Annotated in this window: 22 protein-coding genes and 2 pseudogenes; 9 read left to right on the top strand and 15 right to left on the bottom strand. The window is 69.1% G+C overall.

Going from position 1 to position 20295, the window contains the following annotated elements:
• The first annotated feature begins 120 nt into the window (after positions 1-120).
• Complete coding sequence (locus LNW73_RS33780) at positions 121-726, top strand: GOLPH3/VPS74 family protein (protein WP_250992627.1); 606 nt, start codon at positions 121-123, stop codon at positions 724-726.
• Between the two features lie 55 nt (positions 727-781).
• On the opposite strand, the gene LNW73_RS33775 is transcribed toward LNW73_RS33780, so the two are convergent.
• The 4 genes and pseudogenes from LNW73_RS33775 to LNW73_RS33760 all read right to left on the bottom strand — a co-directional run bounded on the left by LNW73_RS33775 (position 782) and on the right by LNW73_RS33760 (position 4108).
• Positions 782-1402, bottom strand: a complete 621-nt coding sequence (locus tag LNW73_RS33775; RefSeq protein WP_250973877.1) for a TetR/AcrR family transcriptional regulator — start codon at positions 1400-1402, stop codon at positions 782-784.
• Positions 1403-1553: 151 nt separating this feature from the next.
• A pseudogene (locus LNW73_RS36850) lies at positions 1554-1670 on the bottom strand (barstar family protein); the annotation flags it as partial.
• Between the two features lie 53 nt (positions 1671-1723).
• A complete protein-coding gene (locus tag LNW73_RS33765) occupies positions 1724-2002 on the bottom strand; it encodes a hypothetical protein (RefSeq protein ID WP_250992626.1) in 279 nt (92 codons plus the stop codon).
• Positions 2003-2191: 189 nt separating this feature from the next.
• Positions 2192-4108: a CASTOR/POLLUX-related putative ion channel gene (locus LNW73_RS33760; RefSeq protein WP_250992625.1), complete on the bottom strand. Its 1917-nt coding sequence runs from the start codon at positions 4106-4108 to the stop codon at positions 2192-2194.
• Positions 4109-4682: 574 nt separating this feature from the next.
• On the opposite strand from LNW73_RS33760, the gene LNW73_RS33755 reads away from it, so the two are divergent.
• Positions 4683-5933 (top strand): MFS transporter, encoded by a 1251-nt coding sequence (locus LNW73_RS33755; protein WP_250992624.1) that lies wholly within the window; start codon positions 4683-4685, stop codon positions 5931-5933.
• 246 nt (positions 5934-6179) lie between these two features.
• Positions 6180-7508: a glutaminase A gene (gene glsA / locus LNW73_RS33750; RefSeq protein ID WP_250992623.1), complete on the top strand. Its 1329-nt coding sequence runs from the start codon at positions 6180-6182 to the stop codon at positions 7506-7508.
• A 129-nt stretch (positions 7509-7637) separates the two neighbouring features.
• On the opposite strand, the gene LNW73_RS33745 is transcribed toward glsA, so the two are convergent.
• The 5 genes from LNW73_RS33745 to LNW73_RS33725 all read right to left on the bottom strand — a co-directional run bounded on the left by LNW73_RS33745 (position 7638) and on the right by LNW73_RS33725 (position 10891).
• The gene (locus tag LNW73_RS33745; protein ID WP_250992622.1) at positions 7638-8762 is read right to left on the bottom strand and encodes an alanine racemase; all 1125 of its coding nucleotides are present in this window, start codon (positions 8760-8762) and stop codon (positions 7638-7640) included.
• A gap of 151 nt (positions 8763-8913) precedes the next feature.
• Positions 8914-9090, bottom strand: a complete 177-nt coding sequence (locus LNW73_RS33740) for a hypothetical protein (protein ID WP_250992621.1) — start codon at positions 9088-9090, stop codon at positions 8914-8916.
• 17 nt (positions 9091-9107) lie between these two features.
• Positions 9108-9428: a hypothetical protein gene (locus LNW73_RS33735; RefSeq protein WP_250992620.1), complete on the bottom strand. Its 321-nt coding sequence runs from the start codon at positions 9426-9428 to the stop codon at positions 9108-9110.
• Positions 9429-9438: 10 nt separating this feature from the next.
• Positions 9439-9765 carry a hypothetical protein gene (locus LNW73_RS33730; protein WP_250992619.1) on the bottom strand — a complete coding sequence of 109 codons (327 nt, stop codon included), beginning with the start codon at positions 9763-9765 and terminating at the stop codon, positions 9439-9441.
• 103 nt (positions 9766-9868) lie between these two features.
• Entirely contained in the window at positions 9869-10891 is a 1023-nt protein-coding gene (locus LNW73_RS33725) for a DNA-directed RNA polymerase subunit alpha (RefSeq protein ID WP_250973885.1), read from the bottom strand.
• Positions 10892-11135: 244 nt separating this feature from the next.
• Here LNW73_RS33725 and LNW73_RS33720 point away from each other — a divergent pair, with 244 nt between their 5' ends.
• The 3 genes from LNW73_RS33720 to LNW73_RS33710 all read left to right on the top strand — a co-directional run bounded on the left by LNW73_RS33720 (position 11136) and on the right by LNW73_RS33710 (position 13503).
• Positions 11136-11933 (top strand): NAD-dependent epimerase/dehydratase family protein, encoded by a 798-nt coding sequence (locus tag LNW73_RS33720; RefSeq protein ID WP_250992618.1) that lies wholly within the window; start codon positions 11136-11138, stop codon positions 11931-11933.
• A 51-nt stretch (positions 11934-11984) separates the two neighbouring features.
• Positions 11985-12584: a hypothetical protein gene (locus tag LNW73_RS33715; RefSeq protein WP_250992617.1), complete on the top strand. Its 600-nt coding sequence runs from the start codon at positions 11985-11987 to the stop codon at positions 12582-12584.
• A 97-nt stretch (positions 12585-12681) separates the two neighbouring features.
• The gene (locus LNW73_RS33710) at positions 12682-13503 is read left to right on the top strand and encodes a methyltransferase domain-containing protein (RefSeq protein WP_250992616.1); all 822 of its coding nucleotides are present in this window, start codon (positions 12682-12684) and stop codon (positions 13501-13503) included.
• A 46-nt stretch (positions 13504-13549) separates the two neighbouring features.
• Here the strand turns inward: LNW73_RS33710 and LNW73_RS33705 are convergent, their stop codons facing one another.
• Positions 13550-13687: a hypothetical protein gene (locus tag LNW73_RS33705; protein WP_250992615.1), complete on the bottom strand. Its 138-nt coding sequence runs from the start codon at positions 13685-13687 to the stop codon at positions 13550-13552.
• A gap of 198 nt (positions 13688-13885) precedes the next feature.
• Between LNW73_RS33705 and LNW73_RS33700 the strand changes: the two genes are divergently transcribed.
• Positions 13886-14680, top strand: a complete 795-nt coding sequence (locus tag LNW73_RS33700; RefSeq protein WP_250992614.1) for a hypothetical protein — start codon at positions 13886-13888, stop codon at positions 14678-14680.
• 48 nt (positions 14681-14728) lie between these two features.
• On the opposite strand, the gene LNW73_RS33695 is transcribed toward LNW73_RS33700, so the two are convergent.
• Positions 14729-15307: a TetR/AcrR family transcriptional regulator gene (locus LNW73_RS33695; RefSeq protein WP_250992613.1), complete on the bottom strand. Its 579-nt coding sequence runs from the start codon at positions 15305-15307 to the stop codon at positions 14729-14731.
• 156 nt (positions 15308-15463) lie between these two features.
• On the opposite strand from LNW73_RS33695, the gene LNW73_RS33690 reads away from it, so the two are divergent.
• Positions 15464-16468 carry a zinc-dependent alcohol dehydrogenase family protein gene (locus LNW73_RS33690; protein ID WP_250992612.1) on the top strand — a complete coding sequence of 335 codons (1005 nt, stop codon included), beginning with the start codon at positions 15464-15466 and terminating at the stop codon, positions 16466-16468.
• 158 nt (positions 16469-16626) lie between these two features.
• Positions 16627-16815, top strand: coding sequence for a DUF4236 domain-containing protein (locus LNW73_RS33685; protein ID WP_250973892.1), 189 nt, complete (start codon positions 16627-16629; stop codon positions 16813-16815).
• A 35-nt stretch (positions 16816-16850) separates the two neighbouring features.
• Here LNW73_RS33685 and LNW73_RS33680 read toward each other — a convergent pair whose 3' ends face one another.
• The 4 genes and pseudogenes from LNW73_RS33680 to LNW73_RS33665 form a co-directional block, all read right to left on the bottom strand.
• Positions 16851-17201, bottom strand: a complete 351-nt coding sequence (locus LNW73_RS33680) for a VOC family protein (RefSeq protein WP_250992611.1) — start codon at positions 17199-17201, stop codon at positions 16851-16853.
• Positions 17202-17211: 10 nt separating this feature from the next.
• Positions 17212-17800: pseudogene (locus LNW73_RS33675) on the bottom strand (HhH-GPD-type base excision DNA repair protein).
• Positions 17801-18155: 355 nt separating this feature from the next.
• Positions 18156-18878 carry a transglycosylase SLT domain-containing protein gene (locus LNW73_RS33670; protein ID WP_250992610.1) on the bottom strand — a complete coding sequence of 241 codons (723 nt, stop codon included), beginning with the start codon at positions 18876-18878 and terminating at the stop codon, positions 18156-18158.
• 619 nt (positions 18879-19497) lie between these two features.
• Entirely contained in the window at positions 19498-20208 is a 711-nt protein-coding gene (locus LNW73_RS33665; RefSeq protein ID WP_250992609.1) for an SDR family NAD(P)-dependent oxidoreductase, read from the bottom strand.
• Positions 20209-20295: the final 87 nt, after the last annotated feature.

The raw sequence follows: 20295 nt of genomic DNA, 5'->3' as shown, positions 1-20295 counted from the left end.
ACTCGGTGGGTGAGGGAGCGCAGCGGCGGCCGGAGGGCCGCTCTCGCCCCTGATGCCAGGCCGGCCCTCCGGCACCGTACCGCCGCCGAAGCCACCGATGCTTCTGATGTGGAGTCCGTCATGACCACTCCGCGGGACCTGTTGATCATCACCATGGACGTCGCGTCCAGCCGTCCCGTCGAGCAGGGCGAACTGTCGCTGGCGCTCGCGGGAGCCGAACTGATCGACCTCGTCGACGCCGAGGTCCTCACCTTGGACGGCGAGCGCATCCTGCCCGGCCCGCAGCGGACTCCGGGTGATCGCCTGTTGGAGGAGGCGGCCGCGTCCATCACCCGCCAGGAGCCGTACGAGACCGTCGAGGACTGGCTGTGGCGCCGGGGCCGTGGCCTGGCCACGACCTACCGCGCCGTTCTGGAGGCCGAAGGCGATGCGGCCCGGCCGCGCCACCACTGGATTCCCCTCAGGACCGGCCCGGCGGCACTGACCGACTCACCCGCCCGTCGCCACGCCGCCGAGCGCTGGTCGTCGGGCGAGCCCGTCCTCGCCGGCCTCGCGGCGGCCGTGGGCATCCAGGACAAGCCGACCGAGGAGATCGCCGACCTCACCGATGACGCGGTCGTGACGGTGCTGGCCGCCGTCCACGGCGCCGCGACGGAGCTGGAAGGCGTACGGCAGCGGCGGCGCATCGAAGATGCGGCCTTCGACAACATCTGGCGCGGCCAGTGACGACGTCACGGGCGGACAGCGAGCCCCCCGACGCCGAGCCCTCCGGCCCCGGGCGTCAGATCCCGGCCACGGCCTCCCGCGGCGGGCGGGCACCGAGCAGGGCCAGGCAGTTCGCCCACAGGGGGCCGAGCCGGTGGGTGTTGTTGTAGAGCTTGGCGAACAGCACCTGCCCCTCGAGCTGGGCGACAACCGACCGTGCGGCTTCCCGGGTGTCGATCACGGTGACCTCCTTGCGCTCGAGAGCCTCGGCGATGACCGCGGCGACCATCCCGACCTGAGCGTCGAAGATCTCCTGCAGTCGCTCGCGGACGGCCTCGGTCTGGTTGCTCATCTCCAGAGTGAGATTGCCGAACAGGCAGCCCGACACGGTGCCGCAGCTCTGCTGCCCGGCGAGCTGGCCGGCCGCCGTCTCCTCGAAGAGCCGGCGCAGCCGCTGCAGCGGTTCCGCGGCGCTGTTCAGGATGCGCGTCCAGGTCGCCTGCTGACCGGCCCAGTGCTCGTCGAGCACGGCCAGGGCGAGCGCTTCCTTGGATGCGAAGAAGTAGTAGAAGCTGCCCTTCGGCACCCCGGCGGCCTTGCAGATCTCGGCCACGCCCAAGGCCGAGTAACCGCGCAGCTCGATGAGCGATTGCGCGGCACTGAGGATCTTCTCCCTGGCGTCGCTGGTCCGTCCCATGAAGCGAGTGTACGACCGGTCGACTATCTCCTACTGGACCGGTCGGCTACGCGGGCTCGTCCCCGCGCGGCGCTCCGACCAACAGACGATCTACCGCTGGTGGCCCTCCAAGGCCCACGTCCCCCTGGAGGCGCTCGCGGTGCAGGCCGACCAGGTTGCGGCCGAACCACCTCGGCAGCCCGCACGGCTCGCTCACCGCGTCCCAGAAGTCGTCGAGGGTCGCGATCAGCCGACCGCGCAGGTCAACGATCAGCTCATTGCTCGTCATCGCAGCAGACTAACCAGCCCCGCCACGCTTCACCGACCGATCAAGGAGAGGCTCTAGTCGCCGATGAACCACAGATAGCTGCCCGGTGTTGCCGCACACAGCGCGAGCAGCTCCGCGAGAGCCTGCAGGGCGGCTCTCTGCGGTCCGTCCGCGCACTGCGGCAACAGGGCGGCGACCTCCCGGAGCGCGACCTCCGCCTCCTGCTCGTTGAACAGCGTGTCGCCGTAGGGGTCCACCCAGGCGAGCTTGCCCGGGCCCGTCGGGTCGTACGGGTCCAGTGCCCGTGCCAGCGCTTCGCCGTGCTCGTGGGACCTTCGAAGAAGGGTAGTCATGGACGATCTGCCCCGTGCAGGCCGCCGGGAGTGCAGTTCCAGCTCGATTCCCATGATCGCCCCCTGAACCACAACAAGCCGAGTGACGAAGGCCGTTCCGCGGCCGACGGCCAGAGTACCGCCGGCACCGTCACTGGCCGCCCGTTGTCCCGCAGTTGACGGGGGACGGTTCGGCAGATCTCGGCTCCTTCAGCTCTCCGCGAGCACGATCACCCAGTCGTCCCGCGTGAAGCGCACGGGCTGTCGCTTGTCGGGGTTGATCCGAACCCCGTACATCGGCCCTGTGGCGGCCTGCGCGCGCAGCCGGTACCCGAGGGCGCATTCATGGCGGCGGCGTGCTGAGGCGACGACGGTGGCGAACGTGACCTCCTCCCCCGCCCGGACGTAGTCGCCCGCGGGCTTGAGGTAGAGCTCGTTCCCCTCCGCCCTGAACAGCTCGTCGAAGAGGTCGGCCAGGTAGGGGCTCTCCGAGATCTGCGTCATCAGGAGGCTGATGAGGCGCCCGCTGACGATGAAGTCGGCGCCCGCACGCACCGGCGCGAGCAGCCGGTTGCGGTCGTCGGACATCTCGGTGGTGAGGGGGATCTCCTGGTGGGTGGCTTCCTCGATCGCTCTCAGATGCAGCAGCGTGACCAGCGTCCTGTCGTCCGCCTCCGGGGCCCGGGTGGTGACGAAGGGGGGCAGGGACGCGTGTCCCGTGTCTCCGATGACGATGACGCTGTCGTACGAGAGCACGTCCAACCGCCCCAGCACGCGCGGGTCCGTGGTGTCCGCGCTGTGGAACGTCACATCGAGGTGCTGCGGCGCATCTGCCATGTCATGGATGCCGTCGAGCGCCGGTTCGTCTCCGAGCGCTGGTTCGTCCCCGAGCGCCACCACGTCGAGTCTGGTCGGGGCGGCCAGATAGAGGGCGAGTTGATCGAGGATGAGGGGACCGCGGCGGTTCCAGCCGAGCATGAGGAGCCGCTGTGCGGTGGGTGGCCGGGGGTCGGCCGTGACGATCGCTTCCTCGTCGATGCAGTTGGCCGCGTCCGCCACGACGGCTGTGTCGTCGTCCTGTGCGATGACGATGATCCGGTCGCTCGCGGTGATGGTCGTGCCGGGGTTCGGGTTGAGTGCGATGCCGTCGGTGCGCAGCAGTCCGACCACCGAGGAGTGGGAGAAGGCGAGCAGGGCCTCGCCGAAGGTGCGTCCGACGAGTGCGGGAGCGACCACGGTGTAGAACTCGTCCCCCGCGAAGTCGAGGAGCTCCTCGTAGACGAGGGAGAGTCCGGGCTGGCGGGCGGTCTGGACGACGAGGCGGGCGATGATGTCGTCGATGGCCAGCACCCGTCCGCGCGGTCCGGCGGCCAGCGTGGCGGTGAGGTGGTTGTGGGCGTCGTGGACCGCGGCGACCACGATGGCGTCGCCGGTCTCCGGTGTGAGCGCGTTGAGGGCGAGCAGAGTCTTCACGACGTGGGCGTCGCCGTCGTCCCCGTCGGGCGGCAGCACCAGGATGGCCTTCGCGGTCTGCGGACTGACCCTGGCCAGAACCGCCGGGTCGGTGGTGCAGCCGTTGCGGCAGACGATGTTGGTGGTGCCGGTGGCGCGGAGGCGGGCGCCGATCTCCTCCTCCATCTCCGCCTTGTCCTTGGCGGCGAGGACGGTCACGGTGGATCGGCGCTGGTTGGTGTTGGCCGTCACCAGTTCCGCGATCACGGAGAACACGGGATCGGACCAGCCCAGTACGACGGTGTGCCGCGCTTCGAGTACCGCGGAGTGGCCCATGCGGAGCTCCAGGATGCGTTGGTTGATCCCCGTGGTGATCAGACTGACCAACGCCGACACGAACAGCAGGGCGACCAGCGCCAGCAGGATGGACGCCAGTACGTACAGAGGGGATCCGACCGCCCCTCCGATCTTCAGCGTCTGCCCGACGCTGACCCATACGGCCTCGAGCCGGCCGGAGAACGTACTCGGGGGCCGGCGATCGGTCCACACCAGCACCACGCTCACCGGGACGACCGCGCCGAAGCAGGCGAGCGTGAGCCAGCCGATGAGTGCGGGGGTGCTGCGTGACACCAGATTGTCGAACCGGTACTGCAAACGCCGCCACAGCGACGCCATGTGCTGCACCCCGCACCCCCTGCATGAGACAACGCGGCTGCCCGCCGACGACCCGCCATCGTGCAGGTCACGTTAGAGAGGTTCGGCCGGCGGCCGGCCCGAAGACCGTTCCCCTCACCCGGAGGTATGAATCGGGTGCCCAAGGGGTGTGAACGGGCAACTCGCGTGCCGACCGCCGGGCTCATCGACCGGTCTCTCCGGATCCGCCGTGAACGGCATCCCACGTTTAAGCGGGGAAAGCGGGGTACGCGGTCAACAGGGGCAACGCGGCGGCCGGGAAGGGCGGCCGCGGCCCATCGTTCGCCACAGGGAAGAGGAAACTCGCATGTACATAGGTCTCGGTACCGTCGTGCTCATCGTGATCGTCGTCGCAGTCGTGATGTTCCTGCGGCGCGGCTGATCCCACCACACCGGGCGTGTACGTGTGCGCCCGCGGGGTACGCCCCGCGGGCCGTCCGCCCGTCCGGTCAGTCCGGCAATCCAGCGGTCCAGCAGGCCAGCAGGCCAGCAGTCCGCTAGAATGAGCGCGTTGGCCTTCGGCGGCGCCCAGTGCGCGCGCCCGGAGGCTTTTTTCATGCCTTCTCACAACTCCGCGCCCGCGGCACCCGCCACCACCTCCTATCGCGCCCTGCTCCGCAACAGAGAGTTCGCCGGCCTCTACGCCGGCTTCACCTTGACGGTCGCCGCGAGCACCGTGTCGGGCTTCGCGCTCGGCACCATGGTCAACCAGCAGACCCGCTCCCCGTTCCTGACGGCCGTCAGCATGTACGGCGCCACCTTCGCGACCGTGTTCGGTGCGCTGACGCTGATGTCGGTCGCGGACGGACGCCGACCTCGCCGGACCCTCGTCGCGCTCCAGGGCCTGTCCCTGCTGGGTGTCGCCGCGCAGGCCGTCCCGGGGTTGCCCTTGGCCGCCCGGTTCGCCCTGCTCCTGGGGCTCGGGTTCTTCCAGTCCCTCGGGACCGGCACGCGGATGGGGCTGCTCGCCGAGGTCGTGCCGGTCTCCGCGTACGCGCTGGCACGTTCGCTGATGAACATCACGTCGGGTGGCATGGCCGTCCTCGGCTACGCCTTGGGCGCCGTCCTGCTGCGGTACCTGACTCCGCAAGGGGTCTTCGTCGTCGCCGCGGTCCTGACCGGACTCGGGCTGGCCGTGGTGGCGACGACCGTCAGGGAACACTCGATCCGGCTGACCCGTCGCCCCGGACTGCGGCAGACCTGGACGACGAACGCCGCGCTCTTCTCCCGCCCCGGCCGGCGGGCGCTGCTGGTGAACCTCTGGGTTCCCAACGGCCTGATCGTCGGCTGCGAGGCCCTGTTCATCTCCTACGACCCGGACCACGCCGGCATCCTGCTGGCCGCCGGGTCGGCCGGCATGCTCCTCGGGGACCTGACCGTCGGACGCCTCCTCAGCGCCGAGCAGCGACGCCGCTACGCCTTCTCTCTGCGGCTGCTGCTCGCCGTCCCTTACCTGCTGTTCGCGATCGACCCTCCCGTCCTGGTCGCGGCAGCGGCGGTGTTCCTCGCCGGCACAGGATTCGCCGCCACGCTGCCCCTGCAGGAACAGCTGCTCGCGCTGACCCCTGATCCCGTCCGCGGCCAGGTCCAGGGCGTGGAATCCGCCGGCCGGATGACCTGGCAGGGCCTCGGCGCCGCGATCGCCGGTGGCGCCGCCCAGTACCTCGCCGCCGGCCCCACGATCGCCGTCATCGCCGCGGTCTCCGTTGCCGTCACCGTTGTCTCCCGGCCGTTCATGGCCGGTGACCGCGGTCCCGGCTCCCAGCACGGCGAGACATCCCGCGAGCCGCATCCCTCGAACGGATGAGCGGGCGCCGGCCTGGTCATGGGCCCGGCCGGCACTCCCCGGGCTGCGGAGAAGCCTGCGGAGAGGAAGGATGGAGGTCCCGCCGCCAGGAGACGTCATGGGACGCACCACCATCCGACGATCCGGCCTCCGTGCGGCCGTGCCACCGCTCCCGCCCGAGGCGGAGCTCGCGGGCCCGGAGCTCGCGGGCCCGGTTCTCCATGGGCCGGTTCTCCATGGGCCGGTTCTCCATGGGCCAGGAGCGCCATGAGTTCCGCCCGGAGCGGCGTGGACGTCGTCACCGAGGCTCTGGCGGAGGTGCACGGTCGCTACGGGTCCCTGTCCGACGGCCGGGTCGCCGACTACATCCCGCAGCTGGCCTTCGCGGACCGTGACTGTTTCGGGCTCGCGCTGATGAGCATGGACGGTCACGGCTACCGCGCCGGACGGTGCGGCGTGTCGTTCACGCTCCAGTCCCTGACGAAGCCCTTCGTCCTCGCCCTCGCGCTGGCAGAGCTGGGTCCCGACGATGTGGGGCGCAGTGTCGGAGCCGAGCCCAGTGGTGAGGCGTTCAATGCCATCAGCCTCGACGCGGTGACCGGCCGGCCCGCGAACCCGATGATCAATGCCGGCGCCATCGCGGTCACGGCCCTGGTCCCGGCCACCAGCCCCGCCGAGCGGTTCTCGCGGATCCTGGAGTGTCTCGGACGGTTCGCCGGCCGCACCCTGTACGTGGACGAGGACGTCTACCGTTCCGAGGTCGAGACGGGTCACCGCAATCGGGCGCTGGCGTATCTGATGCGCGGGACCGGTGTGCTGCGGGGTGATCCGGTCCAGGCGGTCGACACCTACTTCCGGCAGTGCGCGGTACGGGCCACGGTGACCGACCTGGCGGTGATGGGAGCCACCCTGGCGAACGGGGGCACGAACCCGGTGACGGGAGAGCGTGTCGTTCCCGAGCCGGTGGCCCTTCAGGTGCTTTCGGTGATGGCCATGTGCGGGATGTACGACGCCGCCGGGAGCTGGATGCTGCACGTGGGACTCCCGGCCAAGAGCGGGGTGTCCGGAGGGCTGGTCGCCGTCAGTCCGGCCCGCTTCGGAATCGCCCTCCACAGCCCTCCGCTGGACGCTGCCGGCAATCCCGTCCGGGGCGTCGCGGCACTGCGGGAGCTGTCCGAGCGCTTCGGGCTGCATCTGATGCACAATGCCGCGCCGGGCGCCCCCACCGTGATGCTGTCGACGACCACGAGCAGCGGGCGGATCGCCCTGATCGCGGCTCAGGGCAAGCTGGACTTCACCGCGGCCGAGCGGGTGCTGTTCGCCCTGGAGCGGCGGAGAGTGGGCGCGCCGGGCGGGGTCGTCCTCGACCTCGAACGCGTCACCGGCATGGACAGCACGGCCAAGGCGATGCTGGAGCGCGCGCTGACCCTGCTCATCGAGGGTGGACATGATGTGACCGTGGTCGGCGACCTTCCCTTCAGGGCCCGGGGAACCTGGCGGCGGTCGACGGACCGCGCCCAGGCCCTCGCGGACGCCGAGCGCTCTCTGACCGCCGCCCGCGACCCGAACCCTGACCCCGGCCGGCACACCGGATAGGCCAGCATCTGCCGCCAGGAGCGGTCAGGCTTGGTCTGCCGTGGCCCTGCTCTGCCGTTCCCTGCTCTGCCGTGCCCTGGTCTGCCGTGCCCTGGTCTGCCGTTCCCTGGCCTGCCGTGGCCCGCCGTCTCAGACCACCTCACAGGCTCGGTCGAAGGCGGCGGAGTCAAACGAGGCGGAGTCGGGAGCACCGGCGTCGGACGGAGCGGGCCAGGCCTGGGCCGAGCAGTCGACGACCCGGTCGGGATGGGTCACGGTGTGCCCCAGGCGCGCCACGAGTTCGCTGCCCACCGTCGGCTGCGGGACGTCCTGCGGCACGAAGAGGACCGAGACCTGCAGGTGCGGCGGCTCCGCGAACCAGCGCCGTCTGCCCGCCCAGACGAAGGGCGACAGGTGGTGATTGGCGGTGGCCAGACCGAGCCGGGCCACGTTCTTCGCCCGGGGCACCACACCGTGCAGGTCCTTCGGGGCTTCCAGGCCCACCCCGTGCGAGGTACCGCCCGAGACGACCACCAGGCAGCCGTCGGAGGGCACCTTGCCCTGCAGGAAACCGAAGCGCTCCCCCTTCACGACCTGCCTGACCTCCAGGACCGACGTCCGGAATTGGGTGGCTTCCTGATCGCCCAGCCACAGTTGGGTCCCGATGCGGGCGCGGATGCGCGTGTGGGGGAACTGCGTCTGCACCTGGTCGAGTTGCTCGGCCCCCAGATGGCTGACGAACATCGTGTGCAGGGGAAGACCAGCGGCACGGAGTCGCTCCATGCACGCGATGACCTCCCCTGCGGCGTCCGGGCCGCCGGTCCGGTTCAGCGGCAGGTGGATGGCGAACCCCTCCAGGCTCACGTCCTCGACTCCGGACCGGAGCAGGTGCAGGTCGTGGGCGCTGACGCCCGGCGACTTCATGCTGCTCATCACCTCGACGACGACCCGGGCTCCCCTCAGGCTGCGCAGGCTCTCGACGCAGGACACCGACCGGATCACCCGCCCCGGCAGCGCGGGGGCCTGCTCACCGCGCCAGTACGGCGACAGGACCAGAACCCTTCCGCTGTACACATCCTTCATCCGGGCCGCCTCGTAGGTGGTACCGACGGCGATGACGTCCGTGTTCAGGCGCATGGCCTCCTCGGCCAGCGCCTCGTGGCCGAAGCCGAATCCGTTGCCCCTGACGACCGGGACCATCCCGGGGAACTGCCGGGTCACCACATCCTGATGCGCCCTCCAGCGCACGGGGTCGACGTAGAGCGTGAGCGCCATGACCGGTGACCTCCCTCTCGCGGCCGCGCGACGCGCAGCAGTGAAACTGTCGGCAAGTACGGGCATCGCCCGACGTCCGTTCAGAACCGGCCACAATGGAGCGAGAAACCACATGCCGTGTGGCCTCGACGATCGTCTCCGGGTCCGTTGCTCAGCGCTGGTTGAGCCATCCGCGGACCAAGTAGTTCTGGTCCGCGTCCCGTTCGACGATCCACTGGTGGTTGACGTCGCCCGCCAGGCTTCCGGCGAAGCCGAGCGGCGTGGAGCGCAGCCGCGGGCAGGTGCCCCGGCGCAGGGCCTCCATGGTGTGGTTCTCCAGCCCGCCCATGGAGACCTCCTGTTCCGTTACGAGGTGATGGGGCGGTCGGAGAGGTGGGCGAGCTCGGTGAAGAAGGCGCGGTAGAGGGGCTCGTCGGCGGTCGGGATCTCGACGGTGGCGAGCAGGTGCCGGGAACTCGTCGTGCCGGCGTAGATCGGTTCGTCGAGCTGCTCGACATTGCCGAAGTGCAGCCGGGTCAGGCCGCCCTTGCGTGCCTCGGCGCGCACCTTCACCCAGCGCAGCGGTGTCCGGTACGACCCGATGATGCGATTGCGCCGGAACAGCTCGAAGATGCCGTGGTCGACCCGCAGATGCACGTCACCGTGCTCGAAGACCTTTGCGTCCACCGAATCCACGTCAGGCCGTCCGGCGGTCGGCGAGCGTGGCCACTTGGGTGAAGTACGCCCGGAACAACGTCTCGTCGGCGGGCGGCACCTGGACCGCCGGCGAGCTGGCGAACCTGAAGGCGAGCCGGTCGGTGCCGTAGAGCGCGGCGTTCGGATCGCGGACGACACCGAAGAACAACTGACCGGGCTTCTCAGGCTTCTTGTAGTGCACCAAGACCCCGAGCCAGCGCAACGGAACTCTGAACGTGTGCTCGGCGCCGGCCAGGTTGAAGAGCTCGAACACTCCCCGGTCCACGCGCAGGTGCAAGTCCCCGTAGTCGAATATGAGCGGTTCCATGCCGGAGAAGGTATCGCGGCCGTGGGAAGAGCTGAACCGGCCCTGCCGCCTGAGGCTCTCCTCAGGCGGCAGGGCCGGGAACGGGACGGAATTCCCCGCCCCGTCAGTACTGCTCGGTCTCCTGGAACCCGGTGTTCCCGTCGTCATCGGCGCTGAAGGCGTCCGCCGCGGCGGTCGGGTCGAATCCGGGCGGGCTGTCCCTGAGGGTCAGGCCCATGCCGGCCAGCTTCATCTTGACCTCGACGATCGACTTCCCGCCGAAGTTGCGGATGTCGAGCAGGTCCGCCTCGGAACGCGCCGTGAGCTCGCCCACCGAGTGGACGCCCTCGCGCTTGAGACAGTTGTACGAACGGACGGTGAGATCGAGCTCCTCGATCGGCAGCGCCAGATCGGCGGCCAGGGCCGCAACCGTCGGGGACGGGCCCATGTCGATGCCCTCGGCATCGGCATTGAGCTCGCTGGCCAGTCCGAACAGCTCGACCAGGGTCTTGCCGGCCGACGCCAGGGCGTCACGCGGCAGCACCGCCTGCTTGGTCTCGATGTCGACGATCAGCTTGTCGAAGTCGGTGCGCTGCTCGACACGGGTCGCCTCCACCGTGCAGGTGGCCTTGAGCACCGGGCTGTAGATGGAGTCGACCGGAATACGGCCGATCTCCTGGCCCTGCTGCTTGTTCTGGACGGCGGAGACGTAGCCGCGACCGCGCTCGACGGTGAGTTCCACCTCCAGCTTGCCCTGGGCGTTCAGGGTGGCCAGAACCAGGTCGGGGTTGTGCACCGTGACACCGGCCGGCGGCGTGATGTCGGCGGCGGTCACGACACCGGGGCCCTGCTTGCGCAGGTACATCACCACCGGCTCGTCCTCCTCAGAGGACACCACGAGCTGCTTGATGTTCAGGACGATGTCGGTCACGTCCTCCTTGACGCCCGGCACGGTGGTGAACTCGTGCAGAACGCCATCGATGCGGATGCTGGTGACAGCGGCACCGGGGATCGACGACAACAGCGCCCGGCGCAGCGAGTTCCCCAGGGTGTAGCCGAATCCCGGCTCCAGCGGTTCGATGACGAACCGTGAACGCCACACCTCGACGACCTCTTCGGTCAACGACGGACGCTGAGCGATCAGCACAGGAAAAATCCTCCATACTCCGGCGCCCCGACGCGGCGCCACCACCCGTGACTTTACTGGCGTCTGGCCTCCACCGAGCCGCGCCGTGCTGGCGTCGGCGGCTCCGGCAGGTTTATCCCGCTTCTTCCGGCCAGCCGCTCGGGCCGGCCGGCCGGGAGCAACCGCTGGCCAACGCCCGTATCCGGACCGGCCGCGGAAGGGTCTCGGAGCTCGAATGTCCGTGCGATACGGCAGGGTGGTCGCCATGCGAACACGCCGTGGGACGGTGGCGATCACCGGTGCTGCCGGGCGGATCGGCTCGGCAGTACGAGCCGGATTGCGCGACGAGGTGACGCGGCTGGTGCTCATCGATCGCGTCCAGCTCACCGCGCAGTCGCCGACGGAGGACGTCCACCAGCTCGATCTGCGAGACGCCGACGCGGTGGCGGAAGCTCTCCACGGTGCGGATGCGGTGATCCACCTGGGCGGGATTCCGGACGAAGCCCCCTTGCCGGACCTCCTGGAAGCGAACGTCCTCGGAACGCACAACGTGCTGGAGGGAGCGCGCCGACAGGGGCTGCGGCGGGTGGTTCTCGCCAGCAGCAACCGTCTCGGCGGCTTCTATCCGGTCACGGAGACCGTGACACCCGACCTGCCCGCACGGCCCGACGGGCTCTACGGGGTGAGCAAGGTCGCCATGGAGGCGCTCGGGCGCCTGTACGCGGACAAGTTCGGACTGTCCGTGGTGTGCCTGCGGATCGGGAGCTACGAAGACACCCCGACCGAACGACGCCACCTCTCCACCTGGCTGAGCCCCCGCGACTGCCTCGGCTTCGTCCGCACGGCCCTCACCGCTCCCGACGTGCACTTCACCACCGCCTACGCGGTCTCCGCCAACACCCGCCGCTTCTGGGACATCGCGGCCGGCGCCGAGCTGGGTTACGTGCCCGCGGACGATGCGGAGGCCTTCGCTTCGAGCCTTCCGGCCGCCGGGGGCTCGACTGGGAGCGAGCTGCAGGGCGGCACATATACCGGAAAGGAGTACACGCTCCGTCACATCTGACGACGGATATGCTGCGGATCAGCAGATCGCGGGGATGAATTCGGGGGTGCCATGAGTCGACCGTTGCTGTTCCTCGATGTTGACGGGCCGCTGAATCCGTATGCGGCGAAACCGGAGAGACGCCCCGATGGTTACACCACCCTCCGGGTCCCGCAGGAGGGCGGGGTCGCCGGGGATCCTGTGCGGTCGCGGTCCCGTGCGCGGCCGCTGCGCGTCTGGCTGAACCCCGATCACGGGCGGGCGCTGCTGGCTCTCGGCTACGAGATCTGCTGGGCGACAACCTGGATGAGCGACGCGAACAGATGGATCGGACCTGTGCTCGGGCTGCCTGAGCTGCCGTTCGTGGCCTTCGGCAGCGCCCTGTTGAAAGAGCGCCCTGACGGAGTTCATTGGAAGTCTGAGCCGTTGGTGGCATACGCCGACGGCCGCCCGTTCGCTTGGGTGGACGACGAGCAGAGCGACGCGGATCACGCGCATGTAGCTGCCAACCACCACGCGCCCGCCTTGCTCCATCACGTCAATCCGCGGATCGGTCTGCGGGTCGACGACTTCACCACCCTCGCGGCCTTCGCCGCGTCCGTCGAAATACCGGCGCGGACTTCGCTGCCCGCCGGACTTCCACGGTCCGACGTTCCGGGCTCCGTCGCCTGACGAGTTTCTGCAGGCTGCTCGCGGGCGACAAACCGGCGCGGTGACAAGATCGACCGCTTCCTGGAGGTCGGCGTGGGGCGGCCTCTAGGATGGCGGTATGGCGGATCCTCGACCCACTTCGGCGTTTCATGTGACCAACATCGGCGTCACGCCCACGGATCGACTGATCGGGGCGCTGGATGCGCAGGCCGACAGCGAGGGTGTACGCAGACTTCGGCAGTGGGCTCATGCCGCGGTGGCGGCTCAGCCCGGGGAGCGGGCGGTGGATGTCGGGGCGGGTACCGGGTCGGAGACCCAGGTTCTCGCGGCCGCTGTGGGGCCGGCCGGCGAGGCGGTCGGCGTCGAACCGCACGACGGGCTGAGGGAGGCCGCGGAACGCCGCGCGGCCGCGGCCGGCAACGCCGCCCGGTTCGTCGCGGGTGACGCGACGGCGCTGCCGCTCGATGATGCCGGCACGGATGTGGTGTGGTGCGAGCGCGTCTTCCAGCACCTCACCGAACCCGCGAAGGCGGTCGGCGAGATCGTCCGCGTGCTGCGGCCCGGCGGGCGCGTCGCCCTGCTCGACACGGACTGGGCGACCGCGCTCCTGTACCCCGGTGACCCCGAGGTCGTCGCCGCGCTGATGCGCCGCGCGCTGACGGCCTCGGCGAATCCCCACGCCGGACGGCAGCTCGTCGGCCAACTGGCCACGGCGGGGCTGGAGATCATGGATGTCGGCTCCCAGGCGCTGATCCAGAGCAACACCGAGGTCAACTGGCAGCTCATCCGCATGCTCGGCGAGTCCGCGCTGCGCGAGGAGCTGATCACCGAGCAGCAGCGGGACGCGCTGTACGCGGATCTCACCGCCGCCGCCGATGAGGGCGCGCTCCACATGTCCGTGACCATGTTCGGAGTGGCCGCGAGGCTTCCGTCCGCGTGATCCGAACCCGTCGGGCCTGACGGGCCGGTCGCCATCACCTGCCGATTCATTCGGCCGCCCCTTTCCTACCGCGGCCCTTGCGAAGCCGTCCCTTTCCGTTCACCCTGCGCATTGCCAGCCCGGCGGCGCTGATGATCAGCGCGGTCGGCAACTGAGTAAGGATTCCCTGCAGCACGTAGTGCATTTTCTGATCTCCCCGGCGGTTCGACGGCCACTCTCCACATCAAGGGATAGCAGGCAGAGCCGAGGAGTTACGGAGTCCGCGACAGACCGGACCGAAGGCCGACGATCCGGAACGCTGCTTTACGGATCGATACAACCCCGGCCACGTCATTACGGGGCAACCTCCGTGCAGGGCAAGGCGGTTGTGGATAATGAGCGCATGGACTCCTTGCCGCGCTACCCGGCCCGGGAACGCCTGGGGCATGAACTGTATTCACTCTCGCGTGCGAACGACATCAGCCTGCGCGAGATATCGAAACTCATGAACCATGATCACTTTCTCAGCCATACCGCCATCGGCAGTCTGCTCAAGGGAAAGACCGTGCCCCGGCTGAGGCTGGTCCTCGAAGTCGTCCGGGTACTCGAAGGCGACGCGGACAGGATCCAGGTCTTATGGGCGGCGGCGGATGCCGAGAAGCGCGAGAAAGGCGCTTCCTATCGAGAGCCCGTCGAACCGTCCGACGGCGAGACGAAGGAAACGTCGGGCTGGCGCTCCTCGTTCTCCCTGCTGGAGCTCGAAGCCGCCCATGAGGAGATCCAGGAGAAGATAACCAAGAATCGTGCGCGGGAGAAAGCAGCGCACGAAGAGTACTACGACATGTTCGAGGAGCGAGCGAAGGTCGTCGGCCGGATCCTCAGGCTGCAGGCGGAACTGGCCGCGGAACGTGGTGACAAGACGGCACTGGAGGCCCAGCTTGCCTCGCTCGCATCGGAGCGCAAGCGTCTCACGAAGAGGATTCAGGAGCTGGAGGCCGAGCTGAGCCGCGTGCAGGCAACCCTGTTGAGCCTGTCGGACGAGTCCAGCCAGGTGAATGAACGGCGCGCGGACTGCGGTAACGAGTGGGCCCGTACGGAAGAGTACCGGGCGATCGTCCTCGGCCGGCAGCTGAGTGATGAACGGGCCCGCCGGGAGGAATCGGAGCGCCGACTGCAACAGTATGAAGGCGGCCGGTAGCCACCTCGTCAGCTCGCGACCGCCGTACCCCTCTGGGCCGCGTCCTCGTCAGGCGGCCGCCGGACGGGAGTCGAGGACGTGCTCGGCCAGTTGGCGGGCGGAGGCCGCGGGGTGGGTTGCGGGGCGGGTGACCCCGGCCGCGAGTGCGCCGTCGATGAGCAGCAGAAGCTGGCCGGCCGCGGCCACGACGTGTGGATGCCCGAGCGCGAGGAGCTCGTGCTCCAGGAGCTGCTGCACCCGCATGCGGTACGCACGGGTGATGGCGTGCCCCGGGTGGTCGGGGTCGGTCAGGGCGAGATCCGCGGCCAGATAGCGGCAGCCGCGGAAGTCGGGCCGGTCGATGGCCACGGCGATGCCGTCGAAGACGCCCAGCAGACGGGTACGGGGGTCGTCGCCCGCCGCCTCCATGGCCTGGTGGTAGGCGGCCTCGTCCTCGGCGGTACTCCGCCGCAGGACTTCCGCGATCAGTCCGTCCTTGCCGCCGAAGTGCTCGTAGAGCGAGCGCCGGGCCACGTTCGCCTCCTTCAGCAGGGCGTCGACGCCCACGCCCATGCCATGGCTGTAGGTCAGCCGCTGGGCGGCTTCCAAGAGGCGTTCGCGAGGTCCCGGTGCGGTGCGCGTCGTCATAAGTGACAGCCTGCCACCCATTGACGAGTAGATCAACCGGTCTATATGGTCTTGGTAGATCAATCGTTCTACTTCCGGACGGGCCGACGCTCGACCGACTCGCCGGCCGACCCCAGCTGAACTCCCCCAAGCCACAGAACGAACGAGGAGAACACCATGCGCAGTTACCACGTCAACAGCGGGGCCGGCATAGAAGGCCTGTCGATCAAGGAGCACGCCCGCCCGGTCCCCGGCACCGGACAGGTCCTGGTCGCCGTCAAGGCCGTGTCCCTCAGCAACCGCGAGCTGATGGTGTTGCGGGGCAACTACGTGCTACCGGTGAAACCGGACGTGATACCGGTGTCCGACGGCGCCGGCGAGGTCGTCGCGCTCGGTCCGGGAGTACACGGAGTGAAGATCGGCGACCGCGTTGCGGCGACCCTCTTCCCGAGCTGGCAGGACGGCCCGTTCGGCCTGCAGCATCTGCCACAGCGCGGCGGCTCCCTCGACGGCATGCTCACCGAGCTCGCGCTGATCAGCGAGGACTCGCTCGTCCCGGTCCCCGACCACCTCTCCTACCAGGAAGCGGCGACGCTCCCCTGCGTCGGGGTCACCGCCTGGAACGCGCTGACCGGTGACGGCATCGGCCTGCGAGCGGGCGAGACCCTGGTGACCCAGGGGTCGGGCGGCGTTTCGCTGTTCGCGCTCCAGTTCGCCAAGGCGCTCGGAGCCCGGGTGATCGCGACGACGAGCGGCCCGGACAAAGCGCGGCGCCTCATCGAACTCGGCGCGGACGAGGTCATCGACTACCGGGCCGCCCCCGACTGGGCCGCCAAGGTCGTGGAGCTGACCGGCGGCCGAGGTGCCGACCGCGTGGTCGACGTGGCGGGCCTGTTGGACCAGTCGCTCAAGGCGGTGGCGGTGGCGGGTCACGTCGCCTGCGTCGGCTTCGTCGCCGGCGCGGCACAACCCCTGGACCCCGGCGTACTGTTCGCCTCCGGCGCCGCCCTGCGCACGGTGGCCGTCGGCAGCCGTAGCCAGTTCCTCGCGATGAACCGGGCCATGGCCGTGAACCGGATCCACCCGGTCATCGACCGGGAGTTCACCTTCGAGGAGGCCCCCGACGCGTACCGCTTCTACGCCTCGGGCAAGGCCTTCGGCAAGGTTGTCATCACGCTCTGAGCCCACCAGCTGCGACGGACCGCACGCACCTCCCTCGTGACGGGGAGGTGCGTGCGGTGCGTTCGGTACGTGCGGGCGCTCGAATTTCTTCTCATGAGGAGGTAAAACAAGGGCTCTTGGGGCAGGCGACGCACACAACACCGATCGAGGAGGCCCACATGCCCATCACCTTCCGCAAGTCGTTCCGGATCTTCCCGGGCGTCCGCCTCAACGTGAACCGCAAGTCGCTGTCCCTGACCGTCGGTTCGAAGGGCGGTCATCGCACCTGGTCGACCACCGGCAGAAGGACCACTTCCACGGACCTCCCGGGCCCCTTCGGCTACCGCCACACCGACACCCGCGACTGAAACCGAAGCCGACTGCCGGGCCTGGCCACGCAGGGTCAGAGCTCGTGAGCTCTTTCGTGGCGGGGTTCGTACAGACCGACCTCGCCGCCTCCGGGCAGTTGCAGAATGCTCATCAGGCCCCACCCCTGGTCGGTCACCGGCTGGATGAACGTGACGCCCTTCGCCGTGAGTTCCTGCACGCTGGCGTTGACGTCGTCGCACATCAGGAAGAGCTCGTGGCGCTCCGGGCCATCGGTGGGGTGCACGGCGATTTCGGCGGGCGGCAGCTTGAAGATGAGCCATCCGCCGCCCGCATCCACGTGCGGATAACCCAGCACGTCGCGGAAGAACGCGCGATCGGCTTCGGCATCCCGGCTGTAGATCACCACATGAACACCATTGATCATGATCAGATCCTCACTTGGCGGCCTTCGCCGCCGCCTTCAATTCCTGCTTGTGTGCCCGTACCTTAGCGAGCGACTCCGGCCCGGTGATGTCGGCGGCCGACCGGTAGACCCCGGCGGGCCCGTACTTGCCCGCAGCCTCCCGCCACCCCTTCGGCCGTACGCCCAGCCGCTTGCCCAGCAGTGCCAGGAAGATCTGCGCCTTCTGCTCTCCGAAGCCGGGCAGCGCCTTCAGCCGCCCCAACAGCTCCGCGCCGGTATCCGCGCCCGTCCACACGGACGCCGCATCCCCGTCGTAGTGCTCGACCAGGTACGCGCACAGCTGCTGGACCCGCTTCGCCATGGATCCCGGATAGCGGTGCACGGCCGGTTTCTCCGACAGCAGCGCCGCGAAGGCGTCCGGGTCGTACGCGGCGATGGCGTGCGCGTCCAGATCATCGGCACCCAGCCGCTGGGCGATGGGCGATGGTGTACGGCCCCGCGAAGGCCCACTCCATCGGCACCTGCTGGTCCAGCAGCATGCCCACCAGCGCCGCCAGCGGACTGCGGCCGAGCAGCTCGTCGGCCTCCGGCTGCTGGGCCAGCCGCATCGTGATCTCCATATCTCCAGCTTCACCCCCACCCGGGCTTTCCGCACGGTCGGCACACACGAAAGCCCCCGCGCGGCGGACGGCGGGGGCTGTATCCCCGCCGATTCCGCGCGGGGACGACTTCGCGCAATGCAGATTCAGCGCGGCAGTGGTACGTGTGCCGCGGACGCTGTGGACATCCCGCTGGCGCGTCACCGGCGAGGCTCGCTGTGGCTGGCCTAGCCGGCGGGCCATGTGCCCTTCTCGGGCCCGACCGGTTGGGTGCTCTCCCAGGAACAGGCCTGGGAGAGGCTGGAGACGACCGGTCTGGGCACGGCCTTGGCCGACGGAGCCGAGGGGGCTGGGTGAGGTTACTGAGCTGCGTCGATCAGTACGCGGAGTTGACGTTGTCGATCGAACCGTAGCGGTGGGCCGCGTAGTTGGCGGCGGCCGTGATGTTGGCGACCGGGTCGGTGAGGTGATTGGCGGTGCCGGCGACGTGGTAGGTGTCGAAGGTCGGCTGGATCACCTGGAGCAGGCCCTTGGACGGGATGCCGTTGATGGCGTTGATGTCCCAGTCGTTGACGGCGTTCGGGTTGCCGCTGGACTCGCGGATGATGTTGCGGTGGAGGCCGGAGTAGCTACCGGGGATGCCCTTGGCCTTCATGATGGCCAGCGACTCGCGGATCCAACCGTCCAGGTTGTCCGCGTACTTCGGAGCCGACACGGCAACCGGCTTGCGCACGGTCGACCGGTTCGCGGCCGGCTTGGCCTTGTGCTCGGCGGCGGCGGCCGGCTTGGCCTTCGCGGGTGCCTTGGTGAGGTCGCGGGAGGTGTTCTTCGCGGCCGCGGCGGTGGGCTTGCCGACATAGGCCGGGTAGGCCTTGTCGGCCACTCCCTGGGTGAGTCCCTCGACCTTGGTGCCGGCCTGGCTGCCGGCGGTGACCTTCGCGACGTCGATGGCGGGGAGCGCGGAGGTGCTCTGGGTGGCGGTGCCGGCCAGGGCGAGTGCCGTGGTGGCGCCGGCGGCGGTCAGAGCGACCGCGGAGACCTTGAGGCGCTTGGAGGGGCGGAAGGTGCGCAGGGCGGAGAGCTGAGTGCGTGCGGGCATGCGGTAGGAACCTCTTCCAGACGGGATCAGGGGACGGCCGGCCGTAGTGGCGGCGTGCGGAGCAGGTGGCGGGCCCGGTCTCGCTGATGTGTCGAGAGGGCGTGGCGCTCATGTTCGTCTTGCTCGATCCATGGTTAACGCGGCGCGTCAGCGATGGCAAAGACCTCGATTACTACCCGTCTTAGTAAACAGAGCCGAAAGGCACCCGTCGGGGCTGTGCGCGGCCCGAAAGGAAAGGCGAAAGTGTCCACTAAGCGGCTTCGGACGTGACGTACGTCCTGTGCCCGGGCTCACGCGATACGGGGTTTTCGGGCCGCCGAAACAGGCCCTCTTAGGCAATGGGTTGCTATCGCCCACCCATCCCGGGGCCCTTTGATCCCGGCGTTAAACACGCCCGCCGCGAAAGCTCCCGCCGGCCCAGAGCCGGCCCATTCTGTTTGACGAGTAGGACGAGCAGGACGGGTGAGACCAGTAATAAGAGGAGCAAAAGAGGGTGCCGTGACTTTCGGTGCCCGGAAACTCACTCATGCGGACAGCCGGACGGGCCGTCCCCGGCGCGGTGGGCGCACTCCGGGAAACAGCCCGTGATCAGAGAAGGTCCCTCACCAGGGAAGGCCCCTCACCAGGGAAGTGTCCCCTCGGCGTCGAAATACCCCCCGGTCGGGCCGTCAGGGCTCACCTGCGCCATACGCACGATGATCTCGGCACCCTGCTCGACGCTCTGAATGCCGCTGTGCGCATTCAGGTCGGTCTTGGTGAAGCCGGGCTCCACCGCATTGATCCGCATGTTCGGGAACGCCTTCGCGTACTGCACCGTGATCATGTTGACCGCGGTTTTCGACGCCGGATAGGCCACGCCCGGGTAGGCGTACGTCGGGATGCCCGGGGTGGTGACCAGAGAAAGCGAGGCCAGGCCGCTGCTGACATTGACCATGACCGGGGCGGCGGAACGCTGCAGCAGCGGGAGAAATGCGTGGATGACACGCACCGTGCCGAAGACGTTCGTTTCGAACGTCTTCCGCAGCACGTCCGCGGTCAGGTCCAATGCACCGATCACGACGGTGCCGTCCCGCATCTCTTCCTGGATACCGGCGTTATTGATCAGTACGTCCAGTCCTCCGTCGGCCTCGACGGCCTTCACCGCGGCCTGTACGGACGCGTCGTCGGTGACGTCGAGCTGCACCACGCGCGCGCCGAGCCGCTCGGCGGCCCGGCGGCCGCGCTCGGCGTCCCGGCTTCCGAGGTAGACGGTGTGTCCCGCGGCGATGAGCCGGCGGGCGGACTCGAAGCCGAGACCCTTGTTGGCTCCGGTGATCAGTGTCGTTGTCATGCCTCCACGCTGCGGCACGGCTGCACGGGTCAGCCAGGAGTCCCGTTTTCCTGGGACTCCCAGTACCAGGACGATCCGGGCCCGGGC

Origin of the sequence: Streptomyces sp. RKAG337 (genome assembly GCF_023701715.1) — a bacterium.
Lineage (GTDB): Bacteria > Actinomycetota > Actinomycetes > Streptomycetales > Streptomycetaceae > Actinacidiphila.
This window is presented reverse-complemented; position numbering and strand designations above follow the sequence as displayed.